Origin of the sequence: Flavobacterium hungaricum (assembly GCF_015182285.1) — a bacterium.
GTDB classification, from domain to species: domain Bacteria; phylum Bacteroidota; class Bacteroidia; order Flavobacteriales; family Flavobacteriaceae; genus Flavobacterium; species Flavobacterium hungaricum.
The window spans coordinates 687,929-708,746 of record NZ_PRDM01000004.1; the positions used below are offsets into that span (position 1 = coordinate 687,929).

Genomic DNA, 20,818 nt, shown 5'->3' on the forward strand with positions numbered 1-20,818 from the left:
TTAGATTTTAGATTTCTGATTGAAAACTAAATCATTATTTGCTTGCAAACATTTTGACATCAGTTTCAGAGATTTCGCTGCCGCCAAGAATAATCAATCTTTCAACCACATTACGAAGTTCACGAATATTTCCTGTCCAATCGTATTCCTGCAATAATGTTATCGCTTGTGCCGAAAAACCTTTAACTGCATTTCCTTGTTCTGAAGCTATTTTTTCTGCAAAATGCGAAATCAAAGCTGGGATATCATCACGTCTTTCGTTCAACGGCGGTACTTTAATTAAAATTACTGCCAATCTATGGTACAAATCTTCACGGAAACGGCCTTCGGCAATTTCTGTTTTTAAATCTTTATTGGTCGCTGCCACAACACGAACATCTACTTTAATATCTTTATCGGCACCAACACGAGTAATCATGCTTTCCTGCAAGGCGCGTAATACTTTGGCTTGCGCCGAAAGACTCATGTCTCCAATTTCATCTAAGAAAATAGTTCCTTTGTCTGCCGCTTCAAACTTTCCTGCTCGGTCTTTAACAGCCGATGTAAAAGCTCCTTTTACGTGTCCGAATAATTCACTTTCGATCAATTCGCTTGGAATCGCTGCACAGTTTACTTCAATTAAAGGAAAATTAGCACGTTCGCTTTTTTCATGTAATTGATGTGCTACTAATTCCTTTCCAGTTCCGTTTGGACCTGTAATCAAAACTCTCGCCTCGGTTGGTGCAACCTTATCAATCATTACTTTTATATGATTGATTGACTCACTCTCCCCGATCATTTCGTAATTTTTACTGACTTTTTTCTTTAGGATTTTGTTTTCAACAACCAGTTGTTTTTTGTCTAAAGCATTACGAACTGTATTCAAAAGACGGTTTAAATCTGGCGGTTTCGAGATATAATCAAATGCCCCCAAACGCATGGTATGAATCGCCGTTTCCATATCTCCGTGTCCGGAAATCATCACCATCGGAATCTCTGGTTTGATTTTTTTCACTTCTTCTAAAACCTCAACTCCATCTAATTTTGGCATTTTAATATCGCACAAAACCAAATCGTAATCGTTGTTTTTAATTTTTTCAAGTCCAGCCGCACCATCTTCGGCCTCATCTACTTGATAAGAATCATTTTCTTCTGATAAAATTTTTACCAAAACTCTCCTGATCGCCGCTTCGTCTTCTATAATTAGGATTTTACTCATTTTTTTTTCTAAGGTTCAAAGTTGCAAAGGTTCAGAGGCACAAAGTTTCAAATCTTTGTCACTATTAATTCCTTTCAAACTGTTATTCGTAATATCTTTTTTTTAAGTCCTAGTATACTTTTGAGCTGTTCATTTCTAAGTTACAAAATTCAAAAAAAACCTTTGAACCTTTGTCACTCAGAACCTTTGCAACTTTAAAAAGCTAGTACTTGAGCCACTTATACAATTCTTTCCACGTTGGTTTTTTGCCGTACATTAAGATACCTACTCGGTAAATTTTTGCAGCGAACCAAACCACAAGGAAAAACGTTGCAAACAATAATGATACCGAAATTGCAATTTGCCACCACGGCACTCCAAACGGAATACGCATCAGCATAACAATTGGTGATGTAAGCGGAATCATCGAGAATATAACCGCAACGCTTCCGTGCGGATCATTAACAACTGTAAAAAATCCGATATAGACGCTTAAAATAAGCGGCATTATGATTGGCAGTAAAAATTGCTGTGAATCGGTTTGATTGTCAACCGCCGCTCCAATTGCTGCGTAAAACGAACTGTACAAAAAGTAACCGCCTATAAAATAAACTACAAAGCCAATGATGATACTCAAAATAGGCAGATTCCATAGTTCGGCTATATACATTTGTGCCGTTCCCGAAAGTTCTTGTTGCGCCGACTGCATCAGTTCTGGCGAAATTCTCGCTGTCGGTCCGACATTGACACCAAAAAATGCAGATGCGGCAAACATTAATCCCAAACCTATAATCGCCCAAATCATAAATTGAAGTATGCCGGCAAGTGAAGTTCCTACAATTTTTCCGATCATTAAATCAAATGGTTTTACAGACGAAATAATGATTTCGATAATACGGTTTGTTTTTTCTTCAATTACGCTTCGCATTACCATGTTTCCGTAAATGATAATAAACATCATAATCAGGTATCCAAACGCGCCGCCGATTCCGATTTTTATTTCGTTTAATCCCTTTAAACTTTCTTCTCCAGAAGCTTTGGCTAAATGAATATTCACAGCAGCCTGTGCTTTCTCTATGGCCAAAGTATCTAGTTTTGCTTTCTCTAAATTTATTTTAGTAATTTTTGAAGCAATAACGTCCTGCGTATTTTCGATAAAAGAAATACTCGGACTGTTATTAGAAATAAATTCAATTTTAGATTCCAGTTCTTTTTCCGAGTCCGTTTTAGGAATTACGAGTAACCCGCTAAAATTCTCTTTGGCAATACTGTCTTTTAAGGCACTGACACTGATCTCAGATAAATTAAGATATCGATATTCGCCTCCTTTTTTATTCTCTTTCAAAAAGTCACTGGCAAATAAACCCGTTTCATCGTGAATTGCAATTCGTTTGGTTTCAGCTTTCATCGAACTTAAATATCCAATAAAAAAGGCCACCGCCACAAAAAGCAGCGGACTTAAAAAAGTCATGACCACAAAAGATTTATTACGAACCTTTGCGATAAACTCTCTTTTTATAATTAATGAAATAATATTCATTTCTTTATTTTAGATTTTAGATTGTTGACTTTAGATTTTATTTTCGGTTACTGTCTGAATAAAAATATCATTGATACTCGGGATTTTCTCTACAAAATGGGTTACTTGCCCGCGTTGTGTCAGGATATTCAACAATTCATTTGGAGCAGCATTTCCGATTTGGATATTCAATTTCAAATCATCATTCAGTGATTTAAAATTAGCCGGCGAAACTGTAAACTTTTGGGTAATGTCAAACATTAAACCTTCGACATTATTGGTTAAAATTCCGACTTCAAAACTATTAGTTCTAAATTGTCGTTTTACATCCCCAACTTTCCCTTCAATTAATTTATTCGATTTATGAATCAATGAAATATGATCACAAAGTTCCTCAACACTTTCCATTCTATGAGTAGAAAAAATAATCGTTGATCCCTGCTCTTTTAAGGCTAAGATCTCGTCTTTGATCACATTGGCGTTTACAGGATCAAAACCGGAAAAGGGTTCGTCTAAAATCAGTAATTTAGGTTTATGCAGCACGCAGACCACAAACTGAATTTTCTGCGCCATTCCTTTAGAAAGTTCCTGAATTTTCTTGTTCCACCAGCCCTGAATTCCTAGACGGTCAAACCAATAATCGAGTTGTTTTTTGGCTTCGGCTTTAGAAAGTCCTTTCATCTGCGCGAGATACAAACACTGTTCCCCAACTTTCATGGTACTGTATAACCCTCTTTCTTCTGGCAGATATCCGATAGTCTGTACATGTTTGGGCTGCAGTTTTTCTCCATCCAAAATTACTTCACCGCTATCCGGCATTGTAATTTGGTTGATGATTCTAATAAGGGAAGTTTTTCCAGCTCCATTTGGACCTAAAAGCCCATAAATGCTCCCTTTTGGCACATTTAATGAAACTTCGTTAAGCGCTACATAATCACCGTATTTTTTTACGACTTTATGTACTTCTAATAAGTTGCTCATGTATTTTTATCGATTTTCTATGTCAAATTGACCTTTGCGCACAGCGCGGATGTAAAAATAATTAATTCAATGCTATTCTAAGTATGAATAAGCAAAAAACCCATCCTAAAATTTACATTAGAATGGGTTTTCATTTTTATTTAAACATTTCAAAAAAGTTCCAGTTATGAAAACATGTCTTTTACTTTTTCAAAAAATGATTTTTCTGATTTTTCTGGACTTGGAACAAAATGCTCATCATTTAAAGCATTTTCAAAAAATTGTTTTTGTTCTTTGTTCAAAGTTTTTGGAGTCCAAACATTTACGTGAACTAATAAATCACCACTTCCGTAACCATTTAAACTTGGAATTCCTTTTCCTTTTAATCTTAAGATTTTTCCAGACTGAATTCCTTCTTCCAGTTTGATACGAACTTTTCCGTTGATCGCATCAATATCTTTAGAAACTCCTAAAACAGCTTCAGGAAAACTGATGTACAAATCAAAGTGAACATTTTCTCCTTCACGTTTCAAAAACTCGTGTTCAATTTCTTCGATCGCCACAATTAAATCTCCAGGAATACTGTTTCCTGGCGCATCATTTCCTTTGTTAGAAACTTTTAACTGCATTCCGTCAGCAACACCAGCAGGAATTTTGATTGATACCGTTTCGTCTTCCTGTACCATTCCTTGTGCATCTGCTTCAGAAGGTCTTTTATCTAAAATCTGTCCAGAACCACCACAAGTCGGACAAGTTGACGCAGACTGCATTCTTCCCAAAATAGTATTGGTTACACGCATTACCTGCCCTTGACCGTTACAAGTCGTACAGGTTTTGTAGGTTACGCCTTTGGCCTGAACTTTACGTTTTACTTTAACTTTTTTCTCTACACCATTTGCAATTTCTTCCAAAGTCAATTTTACTTTAATTCGAAGATTGCTTCCTTTTGCACGACGAGGGCCTCCGCCTCCGCCTCCGAAACCACCAAATCCGCCTCCAAAAATATCACCAAACTGGCTGAAAATGTCATCCATATTCATACCGCCGTGACCACCGCCAAATCCGCCAGAACCATCAAATGCCTGATGTCCGTATTGATCGTATTTAGCTTTCTTTTGCGGATCGCTTAAAACTTCATAAGCTTCTGCTGCCAATTTGAAGTTTTCTTCTGCCTCTTTGTCGCCTGGATTTTTATCAGGGTGATATTTCAGCGCACTTTTTCTATACGCTTTTTTAATTTCAGCAGCATCAGCATTCTTTGAAATGCCAAGTATTTCGTAAAAATCTTTTTTCATAATTTAGGTTAATTCCAAATTTTAAAATTCCAAAAAAGCAATTGAAATTTTTACTTGCCTTTTAGTTTCCAGTTACAACTTTAGGATAACGAATAATTTTATCACCTAATTTGTATCCTTTTTCAATCACATCAACGATTTTACCTTTCAATTTATCTGAAGGCGCAGGGATTTGTGTAATTGCTTCAGCAAAATCAGCATCAAAAGCATCACCAGCTTTTACGTCAACTTGCTCCAAACCTTTAGCCATTAAAGTGCTTTTTAGTTTTTCGTGAATTAACTCAACGCCTTTTTTCAAATTTTCATCGTCAGATTTATTGATTTCTACAGCAGCTCTGTCAAAATCATCTAAAACAGGAAGCATTGCTAACAAAACTTCTTGATTGGCTGTTTTAAATAAATCGATACGTTCTTTCGAAGTTCTTTTTTTGTAATTTTCGAATTCGGCAAATAATCTTAAAAACTTGTCTTTTTCTTTGGCTAAGTCTTGTGCTAATTGCTCTTCAACACTTAATTCTTCAACAATTAATTGCTCTCCATTGGCGTTATTCTCTAACGTTACATCGTCTAATTCTTGATCGAATTCTGTATTTTCCGTAGTCATATTACTTTTATTTTTAAAAATATTTTTAAACTTCATTTTTATTCTTTCTTTTGGATTGCAAAAGTACTGCCAAATGTAATAAAATGTCAAATTGTCACTTTATTAAAAATGAGCGAATTAAAATTTATTTTTACGTCTGAAAAATTTAGTATAATTTTAAGACTATTACGTTTTAGTTTACTGTAAATTTGAAGTCAAACAACAACTAAATCATTATCATCTAAAATTGAATTTAAGGGTTAGCCTCAGGCTATAAAAATAATTATTAATTCAAGTTTACCTTATATTAAAAAAAGCTTCGCCAGAAATTCAGACGAAGCTTTTTTTTATGTCTTTTTTTTTTAAAATTACCGCAAAGAACGCAACGTTTTTTCTCCTTAACCTTTTATAAAAAACAAAGTTCGAAAAGCTTTGTATTGATTTAGCTTTGCGAACTTCTTTTTTTGTATTCTTAAATAAAAATAGTGCACGGGCGGAGGGATTCGAACCCCCATCAACGGTTTTGGAGACCGCTATTCTACCCTTGAACTACGCCCGTAACTTAAGGTTGGCAAATTAAAAGTTTTTTTTCTTCTCTGGCAACTATTTTATGCAGAGATTTTAAAAGAAAACCCTTTAAATCTGCGGAATCTTAAACAAAAAGCTTTGCTTCAAATAGTTACCTACACTTTTTTGTTTCACGCAGATTTAATAAAGATTTTTGTAATATATATGAGAAATAGAAACCCAAATAATCCTTTTAATCTGTGGCAAAACACTTTACCATTCAATTATGCTAACAAAGCATTTTTCAATCCTTCGAAATCAACTGTAACCTGTTCGCCAGAAACCAGATTTTTAAGTGCATAAGAATTAGACGCAATTTCCTGATCCCCTGCAATAACTGCAAACGGAATCAATCGTTTATCTGCATATTGAAATTGTTTACCCAGTTTTACATTATCGGGATACAATTCTACTTTTATATTTTCTGCTCTTAATTTCTGAATTGCTTTTGACGCGTACAAAGCTTCTTTATCTCCATAGTTTAAAAACAATGCTTTAGAAGTTGCCGCAACTGTTTCAGGAAATAACTGTAATTCTTCAAGAACCAAATAAATTCTATCCAACCCGAAAGAGATTCCGACACCACTCATATTTTTCAATCCAAAAATACCCGTCAAATCGTCGTATCTGCCACCGCCTCCAATAGAACCCATTGCAACCGTTTTTGGCGCTGCCACTTCAAAAATAGCTCCTGTATAATAATTTAATCCGCGTGCCAGAGTAACATCTAAATCTAAAGTCGCTGTTGACAAACCTAGAGTTGCCACATTGTCACATATAAATTTAAGCTCTTCCACACCTTTCATTCCTTCTTCTGATGAAGCTAACATGTTTGAAAGCTGTTCGATTTTATCTGCAAAGGTTCCAGAGAAACTAAAAAGCGGCTGTACTTTTACCAAAGCACTTTCAGCAATACCTTTTTCGATCATTTCTTTTTTAACGCCGTCTTCACCGATTTTATCCAGTTTATCCAGCGCCACTGTAAAATCAATTAATTTATCTGAAGCTCCGATTACTTCTGCAATTCCAGATAAAATTTTACGGTTGTTGATTTTAATAGTTACGCCTTCTAAACCTAAAGAGGTAAAAACAGTATCGTACAACTGTACCAATTCTACTTCCTGCCATAATGACTTTGAACCTACAACATCGGCATCGCACTGAAAAAATTCTCTAAAACGTCCTTTTTGCGGATTATCTGCCCTCCAAACCGGTTGAATTTGATATCTTTTAAAAGGAAATTCAATTTCGCTTTGGTGCTGTACAACGTATCTTGCAAACGGAACTGTCAAATCGTAACGCAATGCTTTTTCAGAAATTTTTCCTGTAAATTGATTCAGTTCAATTCTTTGTTCTAAAGTGATCTTATCAGCAGGATATAATTGTAATTCTGCGATTGATTCTGGTAATTCGATTTTTTTGCTATCGTAGAAAAAATTACCTGAATTCAATATTTTAAAAATCAAACGATCTCCTTCTTCACCATATTTCCCCATCAAAGTATCTGAATTTTCAAACGAAGGTGTTTCGATTGGCTGAAAACCGAATTTCTCAAAATTACTTTTTATGGTTTGAATAATATATTGACGTTTTGACACCTCTGCTGGTGAAAAATCTCTAGTCCCTTTTGGTATTCTTGGTTTTGAAGCCATCTTTTTTATTTTAGATTTCTGATTTTAGATTTTAGATTTCCTGTAAATTCTAATTTCTAAAAACACTTTGACATTACTTATTTTATTTTTTGATTTTCTGCGAATGCTAAATCGCCTGCAAATATCTTACTTTTTAAAATAAATAGTAACACTTGGAAAACAAACTTGTAACAAAAAACGTATTTTCGTGACAAATTGGTCATGATGCTAAAATTATTTAAAGAAAATATCCGAATTGCTTTTGGTTCTATCAAAACCCAATTGCTGCGCACTATTCTTACGGTTTTAATTATTGCAATTGGGATTACGGCTTTGGTCGGAATCTTAACGGTTGTTTCGGCTCTTGACAATACTATTTCGAACGATTTTGCTTCGATGGGAGCCAATACCTTTAACATTAATCAATACGAAAATAAAATCCGAAATCGTGGTGGAAACGAGCGGGAAGTAATTAATCCAATTATTTCGTATCCAGAAGCCGTGGCTTTCAAGACTAAATACAAATATCCTTTTACCGAGACTTCTCTTTCGTTTACAGCGACTTCAACAGCTGAAGTTAAATATTTAGGTCAAAAAACAGATCCTGAAATTAAAGTTGTTGGTGTAGACGAACATTTTATTACCAACTCAGGTTTAGAAACCAGTTTAGGAAGAAGCTTTAACCAATTTGACATCGATAACAATACCTATTCCTGCATCGTTGGTTCTGATTTTGAAAAAGGACTTTTAAAAGATGTCAATCCAATTGACAAAATAATTTCGATTCGCGGTGCACGTTTTAAAGTAATCGGGGTTTTAAAAGAAAAAGGATCAACATTTGGAAACAGTCAGGATTTAAGGGTTTTAATTCCGATTCAGGTAGCGAGATCTTTATTTACCGCACCCAACATCAATTATACTGTCAGCGTTATGGTTTCAAAAAAAGAAGTTTTAGACCAAGCGATTGACAATGCAACCAGCACCATGCGAAGAGTACGCAAATTAAGCCCTGTTCGTGATAATAATTTTGGTGTGGTGCGAAGTGATGACTTGATCAACCGTATTCTTGGAATTACACAATATTTAAGCTGGGCAGCCTGGATTATTTCTGTAATTACCATTTTAGGATCTTCTATTGCACTAATGAATATCATGATTGTGTCGGTAACAGAACGTACCCGCGAAATTGGTGTTAGAAAAGCTTTAGGAGCCAAAAGATCAACTGTTGCTTTTCAATTTTTTATCGAGACTTTACTAATAGGACAAATTGGAGGTTTGATCGGAATTTTACTGGGGATTTTACTTGGTTTTGCCATTGCAACTGCCATGAGTTTTGTTTTTGTAATTCCGTGGATGGCTATTCTAGCAGCCTTTGCAACTAGTTTTTGTGTCGCCTTGGTTTCAGGTCTATACCCCGCAATCAAAGCATCGAAGTTAGATCCAATCGAGGCTTTGCGATATGAGTAATTTTTAAGTGGTCAGTTTTTTTTAGTGATCAGTATACTATAGTGATCAGTACAATATTTTAGGACTGAATACTAAATACCTGAACACTTAATACTAAATTATAGTGATCAGTACAATATTTAGAACTGAATACTAAATACCTGAACACTGAATACTAAAAACCCTAGCACTGAATACTAAAAAACCTGAACACTGAATACTAAATACCTGAGTACTAAAAAACCTGAACACTGAATACTAAATTCTACACGAAACCATACGGTCATTATCGTAAATATCTTTACGGATTTCAACCTCTTTAAAATTCATGTTTTCCAACAAATCGACCGTTTCTTTCCCTAAGTACTGATTGATTTCAAAGTATAATTTACCGTTGTCACTCAAATTTTTTTGTCCTAAAGAAGCAATCTGCCTGTAAAAAACCAATGCGTCATCATCTTCTACAAAAAGTGCCAGATGCGGTTCATAATCCAAAACATTCTTTTTGATTTCTTGTTTTTCTAAATTACGCACATAAGGCGGATTAGAAACAATTATATCATAATCGGATTTAAGGATTTCTAATTCTAAGATATTTTTAAGCATAAAAACAACTTCAACATTATTATTGGCAGCATTTCTTTTAGCCGTTTCAATTGCTTTTTTAGAAACATCAATCGCATAAACAGCTGCGTTAGGCAGGTTTTTTGCCAGAGAAACAGCAATACAGCCGCTTCCTGTCCCGATATCCAGAATTTTTATTTTTTTAGATTTAGAAACAGCGGCATTTTCATTAATAATCCATTCTACCAATTCTTCTGTTTCGGGTCTCGGAATCAAAACATTTTCGTTGACTTCAAAATCTAAACCGTAAAAACTAGTTTTACCCAATAAATATTGAATCGGAACTTCGTTTTTCAACTGCTTTAACAACCCATTCCAAATCACAAAATCATCCTCATTAAAAGTCAATTCATGATTCAGGGCTAAATCTATTTGACGTAGTTTATATTTATCCTCAAGTATTAAATAAAAAAAACTTTCTGCTTCATACGCATCGTAAAAAGGAGCTAATTCTTTAATAAACTGAGTACGGTATTGTTTAATTTTCATTTTATATATCTATTACTTAGATAGTAATTTAATTTATCATTCAAGATACCATTCTATTTCTGATACTTTTTTTACAGCTTCTGTATTTTCAGCTTTTGAAGAAAGAAACAAGACTACTCTATTATCTTCATTATTTCTATCTGCTTTTAACAAAAAATCTAATTTTCCATCTCCATCAATATCTCCTACAAAAAGCAGTTCCAATACATTTTCCCAAAAAGATTCCTCTTCAAAAATCAACTGTTCAGCAATATTACCAGCAGTTAAATAGAGTTTGAAATCTGCAATTTCATTAAAGATTGCCTCTTTATCATCTTCCTCTGTAACTGTCTTTGCTTCGGATAAAACTTTCCCTTCAGCACGTAAAACATAATCTACATTATTAAAGCTAAAAGTTAATTTGTCATTAGGCCAAATTTTTCTTTTTGAAATGTTTAAGTGTTTAATTTTACCTGTTTTAAACTCTGGAAAATCCATAAAAATGAGCGTTTCATTTTCAGACATAATCGACATTAAAGGAAAACCAGAACTATCAGATATTCCTTTTTCTATTTTAAATTTTGGAACACCTAAATAATACTCACCATCTTTCTGATACAGATCAATCCATTTTTCATTTAAAGAAGCTGCTAGATTTACATTAGCATGCGTTTCATAGGTATCTGGCAATAAAATATCAAAATCATTTACAAAACCTTTTTCTTCGTTTATTGGAATCTCACTTTTTTGAATTTCTTTAAGTGTATCTTTAAAAACAACATCACTTTTTACCGTTTTTTCTTCTTTTACGTTTTTACAAGAGAAAAGAATTGCAATTAAAATAATCGTACAAATATTGCTTCTCATTGCCTATATTTTCTTCAACATCCAAACTGGGCAAGAATTATGCCCCGTGCATCCTAATGGCGCATCCAAATATTCAAAACCAGATCGTTGATACAACTTTTGAGCAGCATGCATAAACGGCATAGTTTCGATATAACATTTTTCAAAACCAAAATCTCTCGCCTCATTCAAACATTTCTTCATCATTTGAGCACCAATTCCTAAGCCGCGAGTTTCTGGCAGAAAATACATTTTTTGCAATTCGCAAATCTTTGGATCTCCATTTTCTAAAGGTGCAATTCCGGCACAACCGACAACTCTTCCGTCTTTTTCTACAACAAAATATCTCGATTTTGGCTTTTTGTATTCTTCATACATCAAATCTAAGTATGGATCTGCGTACGCAGTTCCCACTTTAGGAATTTCCATTTCATCAAAAACCGATCTTATCAAACTCGCAACTGCCTGATTATCTTCTTTTTTAATTGCTCTGATAAGCCAATTTACCATTTTTTTTGTTCTAAATCATTATCAATACAAAAGTAAAAATAGTTTTTGATCCTAATTAAAACTATTTGGATTGTTTCACAACTTAACTGTCAACATTAGACAAAACCTTCAAAAATAATTACTTTTGCATTGTGAATATACATGAGAAATACATAAAACGCTGTATACAGCTTGCTCAAAACGGACTTGGAACTACGTACCCAAACCCAATGGTTGGCAGCGTAATTGTACACGAAAATAAAATTATTGGAGAAGGCTGGCACAAAAAAGCCGGCGAACCACATGCTGAAGTCAATGCTGTTCATTCAGTAAAAGACAAATCGCTGCTGGCAAAATCTACCATATACGTAAGTCTGGAACCTTGCAGTCATTTTGGAAAAACCCCTCCGTGCTGCGATTTAATTATTGCCAATAAAATTCCGAATGTAGTTGTAGGAACTGTTGATCCTAATGAAAAAGTAGCCGGAAGAGGCATAAAAAAATTACTCGAAGCTGGTGTAAACGTTACGGTTGGAATTTTAGAAGACGAATGCAACGAATTAAACAAACGTTTTTTTACTTTCCATCAAAAAAAGCGTCCTTATATTATTTTAAAATGGGCAGAAAGCCAAGACGGATTTCTGGCTCCAGAAAAAACAACCGATCAAGAACGCAGACCAATCTGGATTACTAATGTATATTCTCGACAATTGGTTCATAAATGGAGAACCGAAGAACAGTCTATTTTGGCGGGAACCAATACGGTGATCGATGACAATCCAAAACTTAACGCGAGAGACTGGAGCGGCAACAACCCAGTTAGAATTGCTTTAGACCGAAACAATCGAATTAATAAAGACAGTTTCATTTTTGATGACTCACTAAAAACCTTTATTTTCTCTGATAAAAAAACAAATTCCTCAACAGAAAATACGCAGTTTGAAGCAATTGATTTTAGTCAAAATATAATTCCGCAGATTTTAGAGACTTTATATCAAAATCAAATTCAATCGATTATTGTTGAAGGTGGGAGACAAACTTTACAATCTTTTCTTGATGAAAATATTTGGGATGAAGCTCGAATTTTCGTCGGAAAAACCATTTTTAGAAACGGAACAAAAGCACCAATTCTAGCCAGAACAAACAGCATAAAAAGCAATATACTAACCGACGAATTAATACAAATTAGAAATTATGATTGATACTATAATTTTTGACTTTGGAGATATTTTCATCAATCTTGACAAGCCTGGAACCATTTCTGGATTTCAAAATTTAGGCATGAAAGAATGGCATTCTGACTTTGACCAATTGAACCTTTCCTTTGAAGTTGGCGCAATTTCTCCCGAAGATTTTATTGGCGGTTTTCAAAAACATCTTCCAGATGCTTCTAAAGAAGAAATTCTAAAAGCTTGGAATGCAATTTTAGGAGATTTTCCTTTTTACCGATTGGAGTTTCTTCAAGAATTATCCAAAAAATATCGTTTGTTTTTATTGAGCAATACGGATTCTATTCATATCGAAACATTTGAAACCAAAAGCGGTGCTGAATTCTGCGAAGATTTTTATCAATGTTTTGAAAAAGTATATTTTTCTTTTGATATGGGACTCAGAAAACCAGATCCTAAAATTTATCAGTTTCTAATAGACAAACATAATTTGGTTCCAGAAAATACTTTGTTTGTTGATGATAAAAAAGAGAACACAGACAGCGCCGCCGCTTTAGGAATTAAAGTATGGAATCTTCAAGTCGGCAAAGAAGACGTTGTGGATCTTTATAAAAAAAACATTTTATAGAATACTGTTTTGGAAATTAATGACACTTATCAAACTATTGCTTTTGCATCTGAAGAAATCTTGTTTAAAGAAAAAGGCAGCAAATTCTTCGGACTTGCTTTTCCGATAACTTCTGAAGATGAAGTAAAGCCAATTATAGAAGACCTTAAAAAAAGACATCCGCATGCAGTACATTATTGTTATGCTTATCAAATAGGCGTTGGCAATACCATTTCGTACCGTGCAAATGACGACGGTGAACCCAGCAATACGGCAGGCGCACCTATTTACGGACAAATACAATCTTTTGGACTGACAAACGTTCTTATTGTGGTTGTCCGCATTTTTGGAGGAGTTAAATTAGGTGTAGGCGGTTTAATAAGTGCTTATAGAACAACGGCTCAAATGACTTTGGAAGTCTGTACCATTGTTGAAAAAACAATTGATGTCGAGTTTTTAATTTCTTTTGATTACAAAAACATGAATAAAGTAATGCGGGTAATTAAAGAAAAGAAACTCGAAATTGTTTCTCAGGAAATGGAAATGGATGAAGTTTCAGGGCTGCCAATTGGAAAAATTATCACAAAAACACGAAAAAAAAATGCCGAAACAGTGTTCAGTATTTTTGATTTAATGTTCGAAATCGATATTAAAATTATCTAAATTAACGAAAAAAGAGCAACTATTTTAACAATTATTCCATTGATTTAAATATATCCAAAATGTATTCTGGCGGAGCTGTCGGACGGCCTGTTTTTAACGCTACAAATACTAAAATAAACGACGCCGTTGTTAATAACTCATTTGCTTCATTATAAATTGCGCAGTCAAATTCGATCTTGACAGAAGAGTGGCTTTTGAAAGTCGTATGAATTGTTAACAGTTCATCGTATCTAGCCGATTTTTTATAATTAATATTCATATTTACAATCGGGAGCCCGATACCGCTTTCTTCCATGCTTTTATACGAAACCCCTTTATTTCTAAGCCATTCCACGCGTCCGATTTCAAAATAAGGAACGTAATTTCCGTGATAAACGACTCCCATTTGGTCGGTTTCTGAGTAACGAACTCTTACTTGAGTCTGGTGATTTTTCATTGATAAAATATTAAAAAAATTCAAATTTAAAAAGCCCCTTTACAACTTTTTTTTATAAAATTAGATGACAAAATATTTTTTTTTACAGAAATTTGTTCACATATTTGTTATCCCGAAATAAGGAATAAAATCGCTCCTTTTTTATTAGGAGAATCTTTATCAATAATATAAAAATTTAACTGAATCTATGACTAAAACTGCTCAATCGGTATGGGAAAACTGTTTGTCCTTTATAAAGGATAATATTCAAGATCAAGCATACAAAACTTGGTTTGAACCAATCAAATCAGTTGAGCTAACCGATAACGCATTATACATTCAAGTTCCAAGTAAATTTTTCTACGAATGGCTCGAAGAGCATTACGTAAAATTACTGAAAGTTGCGCTTACCAAAGAACTGGGAAAAAACGCAAAGTTACTCTATAAAATTAAAATGGAAAACACTTATGGTAATAAACAGCCGTTTACCGAACAGCTGCCAAGTGCCAATAGAGTGCCAATGAAACCGCAAGAGGTTGACGCTCCGTTTAAAAACTTAAATCCAGAGCTGAAAAATCCGTTTGTAATTCCTGGAATCCGAAATTTAAAAATTGAATCTCAATTAAATCCGAACTATAGTTTTGACAATTTCCTTGAAGGAGATTCTAACCGTCTGGCTCGTTCTGCGGGTATGGCCGTTGCCAATAAACCTGGAGGAACTTCATTTAATCCGTTATTGATTTTTGGAGGAGTTGGTTTAGGAAAAACACACTTAGCACACGCAATAGGTGTAGAAGTAAAAGATAAGTACCCGGAAAAGACCGTTTTATATATTTCTGCAGAGATTTTTACACAACAATATATTGATTCTGTCAAAAAGAACAATCGTAATGATTTCATTCACTTTTACCAATTAATAGATGTTTTAATTATTGACGACGTTCAGTTTTTATCAGGAAAATCGGGAACTCAGGATGTATTCTTTCATATTTTCAATTACTTACACCAAAACGGAAAACAAGTAATTTTAACTTCTGACAAAGCTCCTGTTGACATGCAGGATATCGAACAAAGATTGTTATCTCGTTTCAAATGGGGATTGTCTGCAGAATTACATCAGCCTGATTACGAAACACGTATTTCCATCTTAAAAAATATTTTATACCGTGATGGTGTAGAAATGCCAGAAGATATTTTAGAATATGTTGCCCGAAACATCAAATCTAATGTAAGAGAATTAGAAGGCGCTATCATTTCGTTGATTGCTCAATCTTCTTTCAATAAGAAAGAAGTTACAATCGAATTAGCCAAAAGTGTTGTAGAGAAATTTGTTAAAAACGTAAAGAGAGAAATCTCTATCGATTATATACAGAAAATTGTTTCTGATTATTTCCAATTAGACATTGAAACCCTGCAGTCTAAAACTCGAAAGAGGCATGTTGTGCAGGCAAGACAATTAGCCATGTTTTTTGCTAAGAAATTTACAAAAGCATCTTTAGCAAATATTGGTTCACAAATTGGAGACCGTGATCACGCAACTGTTCTTCACGCTTGTAAAACAGTTGATAATTTAGTTTCTACTGACAAACAATTCAAAAAATTTGTCGAAGACATCAACAAAAAACTAACGCTGTAAACGCGAATCATGCCAATAAAAATTTTAATGGTTTGTTTAGGGAATATCTGCCGATCTCCCCTAGCCGAAGGAATTTTAGCTTCAAAATTACCTCAAGATAAATTCTTTGTAGATTCTGCCGGTACAGGTTCCTGGCATGTTGGTCATTGTCCCGACAAACGATCGATTGAAGTTGCCCGAAAAAACGGAATCAACATCAGCGCACAAAAAGGCAGACAAATAAAAGCCGCAGATTTTGATGAATTTGATTATATCTATGTAATGGATAGTTCGAATTTTAGAGACGTTGCCCAATTAGCCAAAACTCCAGAACACAAAAACAAAGTCCGAATGATTCTGAACGAATTATTTCCAGATGAAAATGTAGATGTTCCAGATCCTTACTATGGCGCCGTAAATGGTTTTGACAACGTGTATCAAATGCTGGACGAAGTAACCGATCTAATTGCAGATCAACTTATTAAAAAACATTCCTAATACAATTCAATTGTTTCTAAAAAAGAGATAATTGAATTTTTTAATTTAAACACATACACATGAAAGTTTTCGGAAAACTATATCTTATTCCAACTACAATGGGCGAAAGCGATCCGATGGATGTTTTACCGCAGACTGTAAGAAGAACCATAGAGGTTATTGACCATTATATTGTAGAAAACGACAAAACGGCAAGAAAATCTATAAAAGCGGTTTATCCAGAAAAAAAACAATCTGAATTAGTTTTATTCACTTTAAACAAGCGTACCGAACCGAGCGAACATTTAGACTTTATCAAGCCTTTATTAGAAGGGAAAAACATGGGTTTAATGAGTGAAGCCGGCTGTCCAGGCGTTGCAGATCCTGGTGCAGTTATTGTAAAATTAGCACACGAAAAAGGAATTCAGGTTGTACCATTGGTTGGTCCTTCTTCTATCCTATTGGCAATGATGGCTTCTGGAATGAACGGCCAGAGTTTTACTTTTAACGGCTATTTACCAATTGATAAAGACGAGAAAAAATCGGCAATTCGTCATTTTGAAAAATTATCTCAAGATAAAAACCAGTCACAGCTTTTTATTGAAACACCGTACAGAAACAATAAATTGATTGAAGATCTTTTGCAGATTTTAAATCCATCGACACATCTTTGTATTGCTACAGATATTACTTTACCAACAGAATTTATTAAAACTTTGAAAGTTTCAGATTGGAAGAAGTTGAAAATTGATATTGATAAACGTCCTACTATTTTTATTATTCATAAAATGTAAATATGTAAATCTTCTCAAATGAAAAAGTTTTTGATTGTAATTTTAATTTGTTTTGTCCAAAATGGATTTTCACAAACTGAAGAACCTAAACGATATATTAGCGATGCTGAAAGAGCTGCTATTGAAGAAAATCAAATTTACAATACAGCAGGAATCGAAGTTAAACCTGAATTTCCAGGTGGTCAAGAAGCATTAGAACAATTTTTAAAAGACAATTTTAAAAATCCACAAAAAGACTTGAAAGGGAAAGTATATATTCAATTTATTATCGAGAGAGATGGAACTTTAAGTGATCTAAAAATCTTGAGAGATCTTGGATACGGAACAGGTGCTGAAGCAATTAGGGTTCTGAAAAAATCCCCTAAATGGATTCCTGGAAAACTAAAAAACAAAACAGTTAGAGTTTTATATGCTCTTCCTATAGTTGTAAATTAACATCTTCAACTTTTTGCAAAAACTACTCCTCTATGACCAGACTTTAATTATGAGTAAACTCCCAAACGTAACCACGAGCATTTTTACGGTAATGTCTAAAATGGCAGCCGAACACAATGCGATAAACCTTTCGCAGGGATTTCCTAATTTTCCTGTTGATGAAAGACTAACGGATATTTTAGCACGATTATCTAAAGAAAACGTACATCAATATACGCCAATGGCCGGTTATCCGCCATTAATGAATAAAATTGCAAAACTGACTTTAGATTCTTATAAAAGAACTATAAATCCAGAATTAGAACTTTTGGTTACAGCCGGCGCGACGCAGGGAATCTTTACTTCAATTTTAGCTTTAGTTAAAGAAAATGACGAAGTAATTATTTTAGATCCGAGTTACGATTCTTATGAATCTCCCGTTTTACTTTGTAAAGCAAAACCAATCCGTGTGGCACTAAACGATGATTACACACCCAATTGGGAAAGAATTGAAAAAGCTTGTTCTGCTAAAACCAGAATGATGATTATCAACAATCCCCATAACCCGACAGGCAAAATTTTGACCGAAAATGATTTTATTCAATTAAAAAATCTGCTTGAAAAATATCCAGATATCATCATTTTATCTGACGAAGTTTACGAATACATTACTTTTGAAGAAAAACATATTTCGGCCCATACCAAAGACTTTCTCTTAGATCGCTGTGTAATGGTTTCTTCTTTCGGAAAATCTTTTCATATTACAGGCTGGAAAATCGGCTATACAATTGCTCCAGAACATTTGATGAAAGAAATCAAAAAAGTGCATCAGTTTTTGGTTTTCAGCGTAAACAGCATTTCGCAATTTGCAATAAGCGAATATCTGGATGCTGTTGATGTAAATTTGCTTGGAAAATTCTATCAGGAAAAAAGAGATTATTTTCAGAAACTGCTTCAAAACAGCCGATTTGAATTGAAACCCTGCGAAGGAACTTATTTTCAAGTTGCTTCTTACTCCAATATTTCAGACGAAGATGATGTGAGTTTCTGCAAAAATTTAATCCTCAATCATGGCGTTGCAGCAATTCCAATTTCAACTTTTTACTCCGATCATAAAGACCAGCATTTAATACGATTTTGCTTTGCCAAAGATAATTTTACGCTGGAATCTGCCGCAAAAAAATTAAGCGAAATTTAATTTTTTTGAAATTTTATAACATTATTATGCATGCATCCTATTTTATTTAACTAATATTGTAAAAAAAGAAAAGTATGAGCTATACAGATAAAATGTTGCGCGACGATGCTTTACAAGGTAAAGTTATTGTTGTTACAGGCGGCGGAAGCGGTTTAGGAAAAGCTATGACCAAATATTTTCTAGAGTTAGGAGCTCAGGTAGCGATTACTTCTAGAGATTTAGAAAAGCTTAAAACTACTGCTGCAGAACTTGAAAGCGAAACCGGCGGAAAATGTTTACCGCTTCAATGTGACGTTCGTCATTATGAAGAAGTAGAAAATATGCTTCAGGAAACTTTAAAAGTTTTTGGCAAGGTTGATGTTCTTTTAAATAATGCCGCGGGAAATTTTATTTCTCCAACTGAAAGATTATCAGCAAACGCATTTGACACTGTTATAGATATTGTACTTAAAGGTTCTAAAAACTGTACGCTGGCTTTTGGAAAACATTGGATTGATACGAAACAGACTTCGGCAACGATTTTAAATATTGTTACCACTTACGCCTGGACAGGATCTGCTTACGTAGTTCCAAGTGCTACAGCAAAAGCTGGAGTTTTGGCCATGACCAGAAGTTTGGCTGTAGAATGGGCAAAATACGGAATTCGTTCTAACGCTATCGCACCAGGTCCGTTCCCAACTAAAGGTGCATGGGACAGATTGTTGCCAGGAGATTTAGCCGAGAAATTTGATATGGCGAAAAAAGTGCCGTTAAAAAGAGTTGGCGACCATCAGGAATTAGCCAATTTAGCAGCTTATTTGGTTTCTGACTTCTCTTCTTATATAAATGGAGACGTTATTACAATCGACGGCGGCGAATGGCTAAAAGGCGCTGGACAATTCAACTTATTAGAAGCAATTCCAGAAGAACTTTGGGATCAGCTTGAAATGATGATCAAAGCAAAAAAGAATAAATAATTACAAGTGCTTACTAAATTCAGAATATTTTTTTTTAAAACTATACTGATTGCACGAAATCCCGAAGGTTTACTTTCGGGATTTTTTTTATCATATAATTGACAATCATTTTAACCATATAAGTGATATAAGTTCAATGAAGTAATAAATTGTTTAAACATCTGTTTACTTACATTTACTAATATCACTTATATGGTTTAAATACATTAATATGTTTAGACAATTCAGTTAAATTATTATTTTTGCCAAACAAATATCAAACAAAAATTTTATGCTCATTATTGGAATTGCAGGAGGAACAGGAAGTGGAAAAACGACGGTAGTACACCAAATCATGAATGAATTGCCAGACACAGAGGTGGGCGTGATTTCTCAAGATTCGTATTACAAAGAAACCACCAATTTATCTTTTGACGAAAGAGCATTAATCAATTTTGACCATCCGCGTGCGATCGATTTTGAATTGCTGGTAAAACACTTAAAAGCTTTAAAAGCAGGAGAAACAATCGATCAGCCAGTTTACTCTTTTATTCAGCATAACAGAACAGACGACACTATTTCTACTCATCCTAGAAAAGTTATGATTGTTGAAGGAATTCTAATCTTAACCAATCCAGAATTACGCGACATGTTTGACATCAAAATCTATGTTCACGCAGATTCTGACGAAAGATTAATTCGCCGTTTAAAAAGAGATATTTCAGAACGCGGCCGTGATATCGATGAAGTTTTAAACCGTTACCAAACTACTTTAAAACCTATGCATGAACAATTTATCGAACCAAGTAAAGCTTTTGCAGACATCATTATCCCTAATGACAAATACAATACCGTAGCAATTGATGTTGTTCGTGCCGTAATTAATCAGAGAATTTTATAATTTTTATTGTAAATTTAGTCCATAA

The 20,818-nt window shown here is 34.1% G+C and carries 21 protein-coding genes and 1 tRNA gene; 11 read left to right on the forward strand and 11 right to left on the reverse strand.

What is annotated here, in order from left to right; translation table 11 throughout:
• Positions 1 to 34: 34 nt before the first annotated feature.
• From C4F50_RS19235 to hisS, 7 genes are all read right to left on the reverse strand, one after another.
• Entirely contained in the window at positions 35 to 1,198 is a 1,164-nt protein-coding gene (locus C4F50_RS19235) for a sigma-54-dependent transcriptional regulator (protein ID WP_194140261.1), read from the reverse strand.
• Positions 1,199 to 1,400: 202 nt separating this feature from the next.
• Positions 1,401 to 2,717: an ABC transporter permease gene (locus tag C4F50_RS19240; RefSeq protein WP_194140262.1), complete on the reverse strand. Its 1,317-nt coding sequence runs from the start codon at positions 2,715 to 2,717 to the stop codon at positions 1,401 to 1,403.
• Positions 2,718 to 2,747: 30 nt separating this feature from the next.
• Positions 2,748 to 3,677: an ABC transporter ATP-binding protein gene (locus C4F50_RS19245; protein WP_194140263.1), complete on the reverse strand. Its 930-nt coding sequence runs from the start codon at positions 3,675 to 3,677 to the stop codon at positions 2,748 to 2,750.
• Between the two features lie 164 nt (positions 3,678 to 3,841).
• Positions 3,842 to 4,951 carry a molecular chaperone DnaJ gene (dnaJ, locus tag C4F50_RS19250; RefSeq protein ID WP_194140264.1) on the reverse strand — a complete coding sequence of 370 codons (1,110 nt, stop codon included), beginning with the start codon at positions 4,949 to 4,951 and terminating at the stop codon, positions 3,842 to 3,844.
• A 61-nt stretch (positions 4,952 to 5,012) separates the two neighbouring features.
• On the reverse strand, positions 5,013 to 5,591 hold the full coding sequence (locus C4F50_RS19255; RefSeq protein ID WP_194140265.1) for a nucleotide exchange factor GrpE: 579 nt from the start codon (positions 5,589 to 5,591) through the stop codon (positions 5,013 to 5,015).
• Between the two features lie 431 nt (positions 5,592 to 6,022).
• Positions 6,023 to 6,093, reverse strand: a tRNA-Trp gene (locus C4F50_RS19260).
• Between the two features lie 232 nt (positions 6,094 to 6,325).
• The gene (hisS, locus tag C4F50_RS19265) at positions 6,326 to 7,753 is read right to left on the reverse strand and encodes a histidine--tRNA ligase (RefSeq protein WP_194140266.1); all 1,428 of its coding nucleotides are present in this window, start codon (positions 7,751 to 7,753) and stop codon (positions 6,326 to 6,328) included.
• Positions 7,754 to 7,954: 201 nt separating this feature from the next.
• Between hisS and C4F50_RS19270 the strand changes: the two genes are divergently transcribed.
• Positions 7,955 to 9,199 carry an ABC transporter permease gene (locus tag C4F50_RS19270; RefSeq protein WP_194140267.1) on the forward strand — a complete coding sequence of 415 codons (1,245 nt, stop codon included), beginning with the start codon at positions 7,955 to 7,957 and terminating at the stop codon, positions 9,197 to 9,199.
• A gap of 237 nt (positions 9,200 to 9,436) precedes the next feature.
• Here the strand turns inward: C4F50_RS19270 and prmC are convergent, their stop codons facing one another.
• The 3 genes from prmC to C4F50_RS19285 are packed head-to-tail and all read right to left on the reverse strand — an operon-like array spanning position 9,437 to position 11,626.
• The gene (gene prmC, locus C4F50_RS19275; protein ID WP_194140268.1) at positions 9,437 to 10,291 is read right to left on the reverse strand and encodes a peptide chain release factor N(5)-glutamine methyltransferase; all 855 of its coding nucleotides are present in this window, start codon (positions 10,289 to 10,291) and stop codon (positions 9,437 to 9,439) included.
• Between the two features lie 36 nt (positions 10,292 to 10,327).
• Positions 10,328 to 11,137: an FG-GAP repeat protein gene (locus tag C4F50_RS19280; protein ID WP_194140269.1), complete on the reverse strand. Its 810-nt coding sequence runs from the start codon at positions 11,135 to 11,137 to the stop codon at positions 10,328 to 10,330.
• A 3-nt stretch (positions 11,138 to 11,140) separates the two neighbouring features.
• Positions 11,141 to 11,626, reverse strand: a complete 486-nt coding sequence (locus tag C4F50_RS19285; protein ID WP_194140270.1) for a GNAT family N-acetyltransferase — start codon at positions 11,624 to 11,626, stop codon at positions 11,141 to 11,143.
• 131 nt (positions 11,627 to 11,757) lie between these two features.
• Here C4F50_RS19285 and ribD point away from each other — a divergent pair, with 131 nt between their 5' ends.
• Genes ribD through C4F50_RS19300 form a run of 3 tightly spaced genes read left to right on the forward strand, consistent with a single transcriptional unit; the run spans position 11,758 to position 14,044 of the window.
• Positions 11,758 to 12,807 carry a bifunctional diaminohydroxyphosphoribosylaminopyrimidine deaminase/5-amino-6-(5-phosphoribosylamino)uracil reductase RibD gene (gene ribD / locus C4F50_RS19290; RefSeq protein WP_194140271.1) on the forward strand — a complete coding sequence of 350 codons (1,050 nt, stop codon included), beginning with the start codon at positions 11,758 to 11,760 and terminating at the stop codon, positions 12,805 to 12,807.
• Positions 12,800 to 13,402 carry an HAD family hydrolase gene (locus C4F50_RS19295; RefSeq protein ID WP_194140272.1) on the forward strand — a complete coding sequence of 201 codons (603 nt, stop codon included), beginning with the start codon at positions 12,800 to 12,802 and terminating at the stop codon, positions 13,400 to 13,402. Before ribD ends, C4F50_RS19295 begins: the two co-directional genes overlap by 8 nt.
• Positions 13,403 to 13,411: 9 nt before the next feature.
• Positions 13,412 to 14,044: an IMPACT family protein gene (locus C4F50_RS19300; RefSeq protein ID WP_194140273.1), complete on the forward strand. Its 633-nt coding sequence runs from the start codon at positions 13,412 to 13,414 to the stop codon at positions 14,042 to 14,044.
• A gap of 31 nt (positions 14,045 to 14,075) precedes the next feature.
• Here C4F50_RS19300 and C4F50_RS19305 read toward each other — a convergent pair whose 3' ends face one another.
• Positions 14,076 to 14,480 carry an acyl-CoA thioesterase gene (locus C4F50_RS19305; RefSeq protein ID WP_194140274.1) on the reverse strand — a complete coding sequence of 135 codons (405 nt, stop codon included), beginning with the start codon at positions 14,478 to 14,480 and terminating at the stop codon, positions 14,076 to 14,078.
• Positions 14,481 to 14,667: 187 nt separating this feature from the next.
• On the opposite strand from C4F50_RS19305, the gene dnaA reads away from it, so the two are divergent.
• The 7 genes from dnaA (at position 14,668) to udk (ending at position 20,793) form a co-directional block, all read left to right on the forward strand.
• Positions 14,668 to 16,095, forward strand: coding sequence for a chromosomal replication initiator protein DnaA (dnaA, locus tag C4F50_RS19310; protein ID WP_095931847.1), 1,428 nt, complete (start codon positions 14,668 to 14,670; stop codon positions 16,093 to 16,095).
• A gap of 9 nt (positions 16,096 to 16,104) precedes the next feature.
• Positions 16,105 to 16,572: a low molecular weight protein-tyrosine-phosphatase gene (locus C4F50_RS19315; protein ID WP_194140275.1), complete on the forward strand. Its 468-nt coding sequence runs from the start codon at positions 16,105 to 16,107 to the stop codon at positions 16,570 to 16,572.
• A 59-nt stretch (positions 16,573 to 16,631) separates the two neighbouring features.
• The gene (locus C4F50_RS19320) at positions 16,632 to 17,345 is read left to right on the forward strand and encodes an SAM-dependent methyltransferase (protein WP_194140276.1); all 714 of its coding nucleotides are present in this window, start codon (positions 16,632 to 16,634) and stop codon (positions 17,343 to 17,345) included.
• Positions 17,346 to 17,363: 18 nt separating this feature from the next.
• Positions 17,364 to 17,780 carry an energy transducer TonB gene (locus C4F50_RS19325; RefSeq protein ID WP_194140277.1) on the forward strand — a complete coding sequence of 139 codons (417 nt, stop codon included), beginning with the start codon at positions 17,364 to 17,366 and terminating at the stop codon, positions 17,778 to 17,780.
• Positions 17,781 to 17,829: 49 nt separating this feature from the next.
• Complete coding sequence (locus C4F50_RS19330; protein WP_194140310.1) at positions 17,830 to 18,957, forward strand: methionine aminotransferase; 1,128 nt, start codon at positions 17,830 to 17,832, stop codon at positions 18,955 to 18,957.
• A 74-nt stretch (positions 18,958 to 19,031) separates the two neighbouring features.
• Entirely contained in the window at positions 19,032 to 19,913 is an 882-nt protein-coding gene (locus C4F50_RS19335; protein ID WP_194140278.1) for an SDR family oxidoreductase, read from the forward strand.
• Positions 19,914 to 20,184: 271 nt separating this feature from the next.
• Entirely contained in the window at positions 20,185 to 20,793 is a 609-nt protein-coding gene (gene udk / locus C4F50_RS19340) for a uridine kinase (RefSeq protein ID WP_194140279.1), read from the forward strand.
• The last annotated feature ends 25 nt before the right edge of the window (positions 20,794 to 20,818 follow it).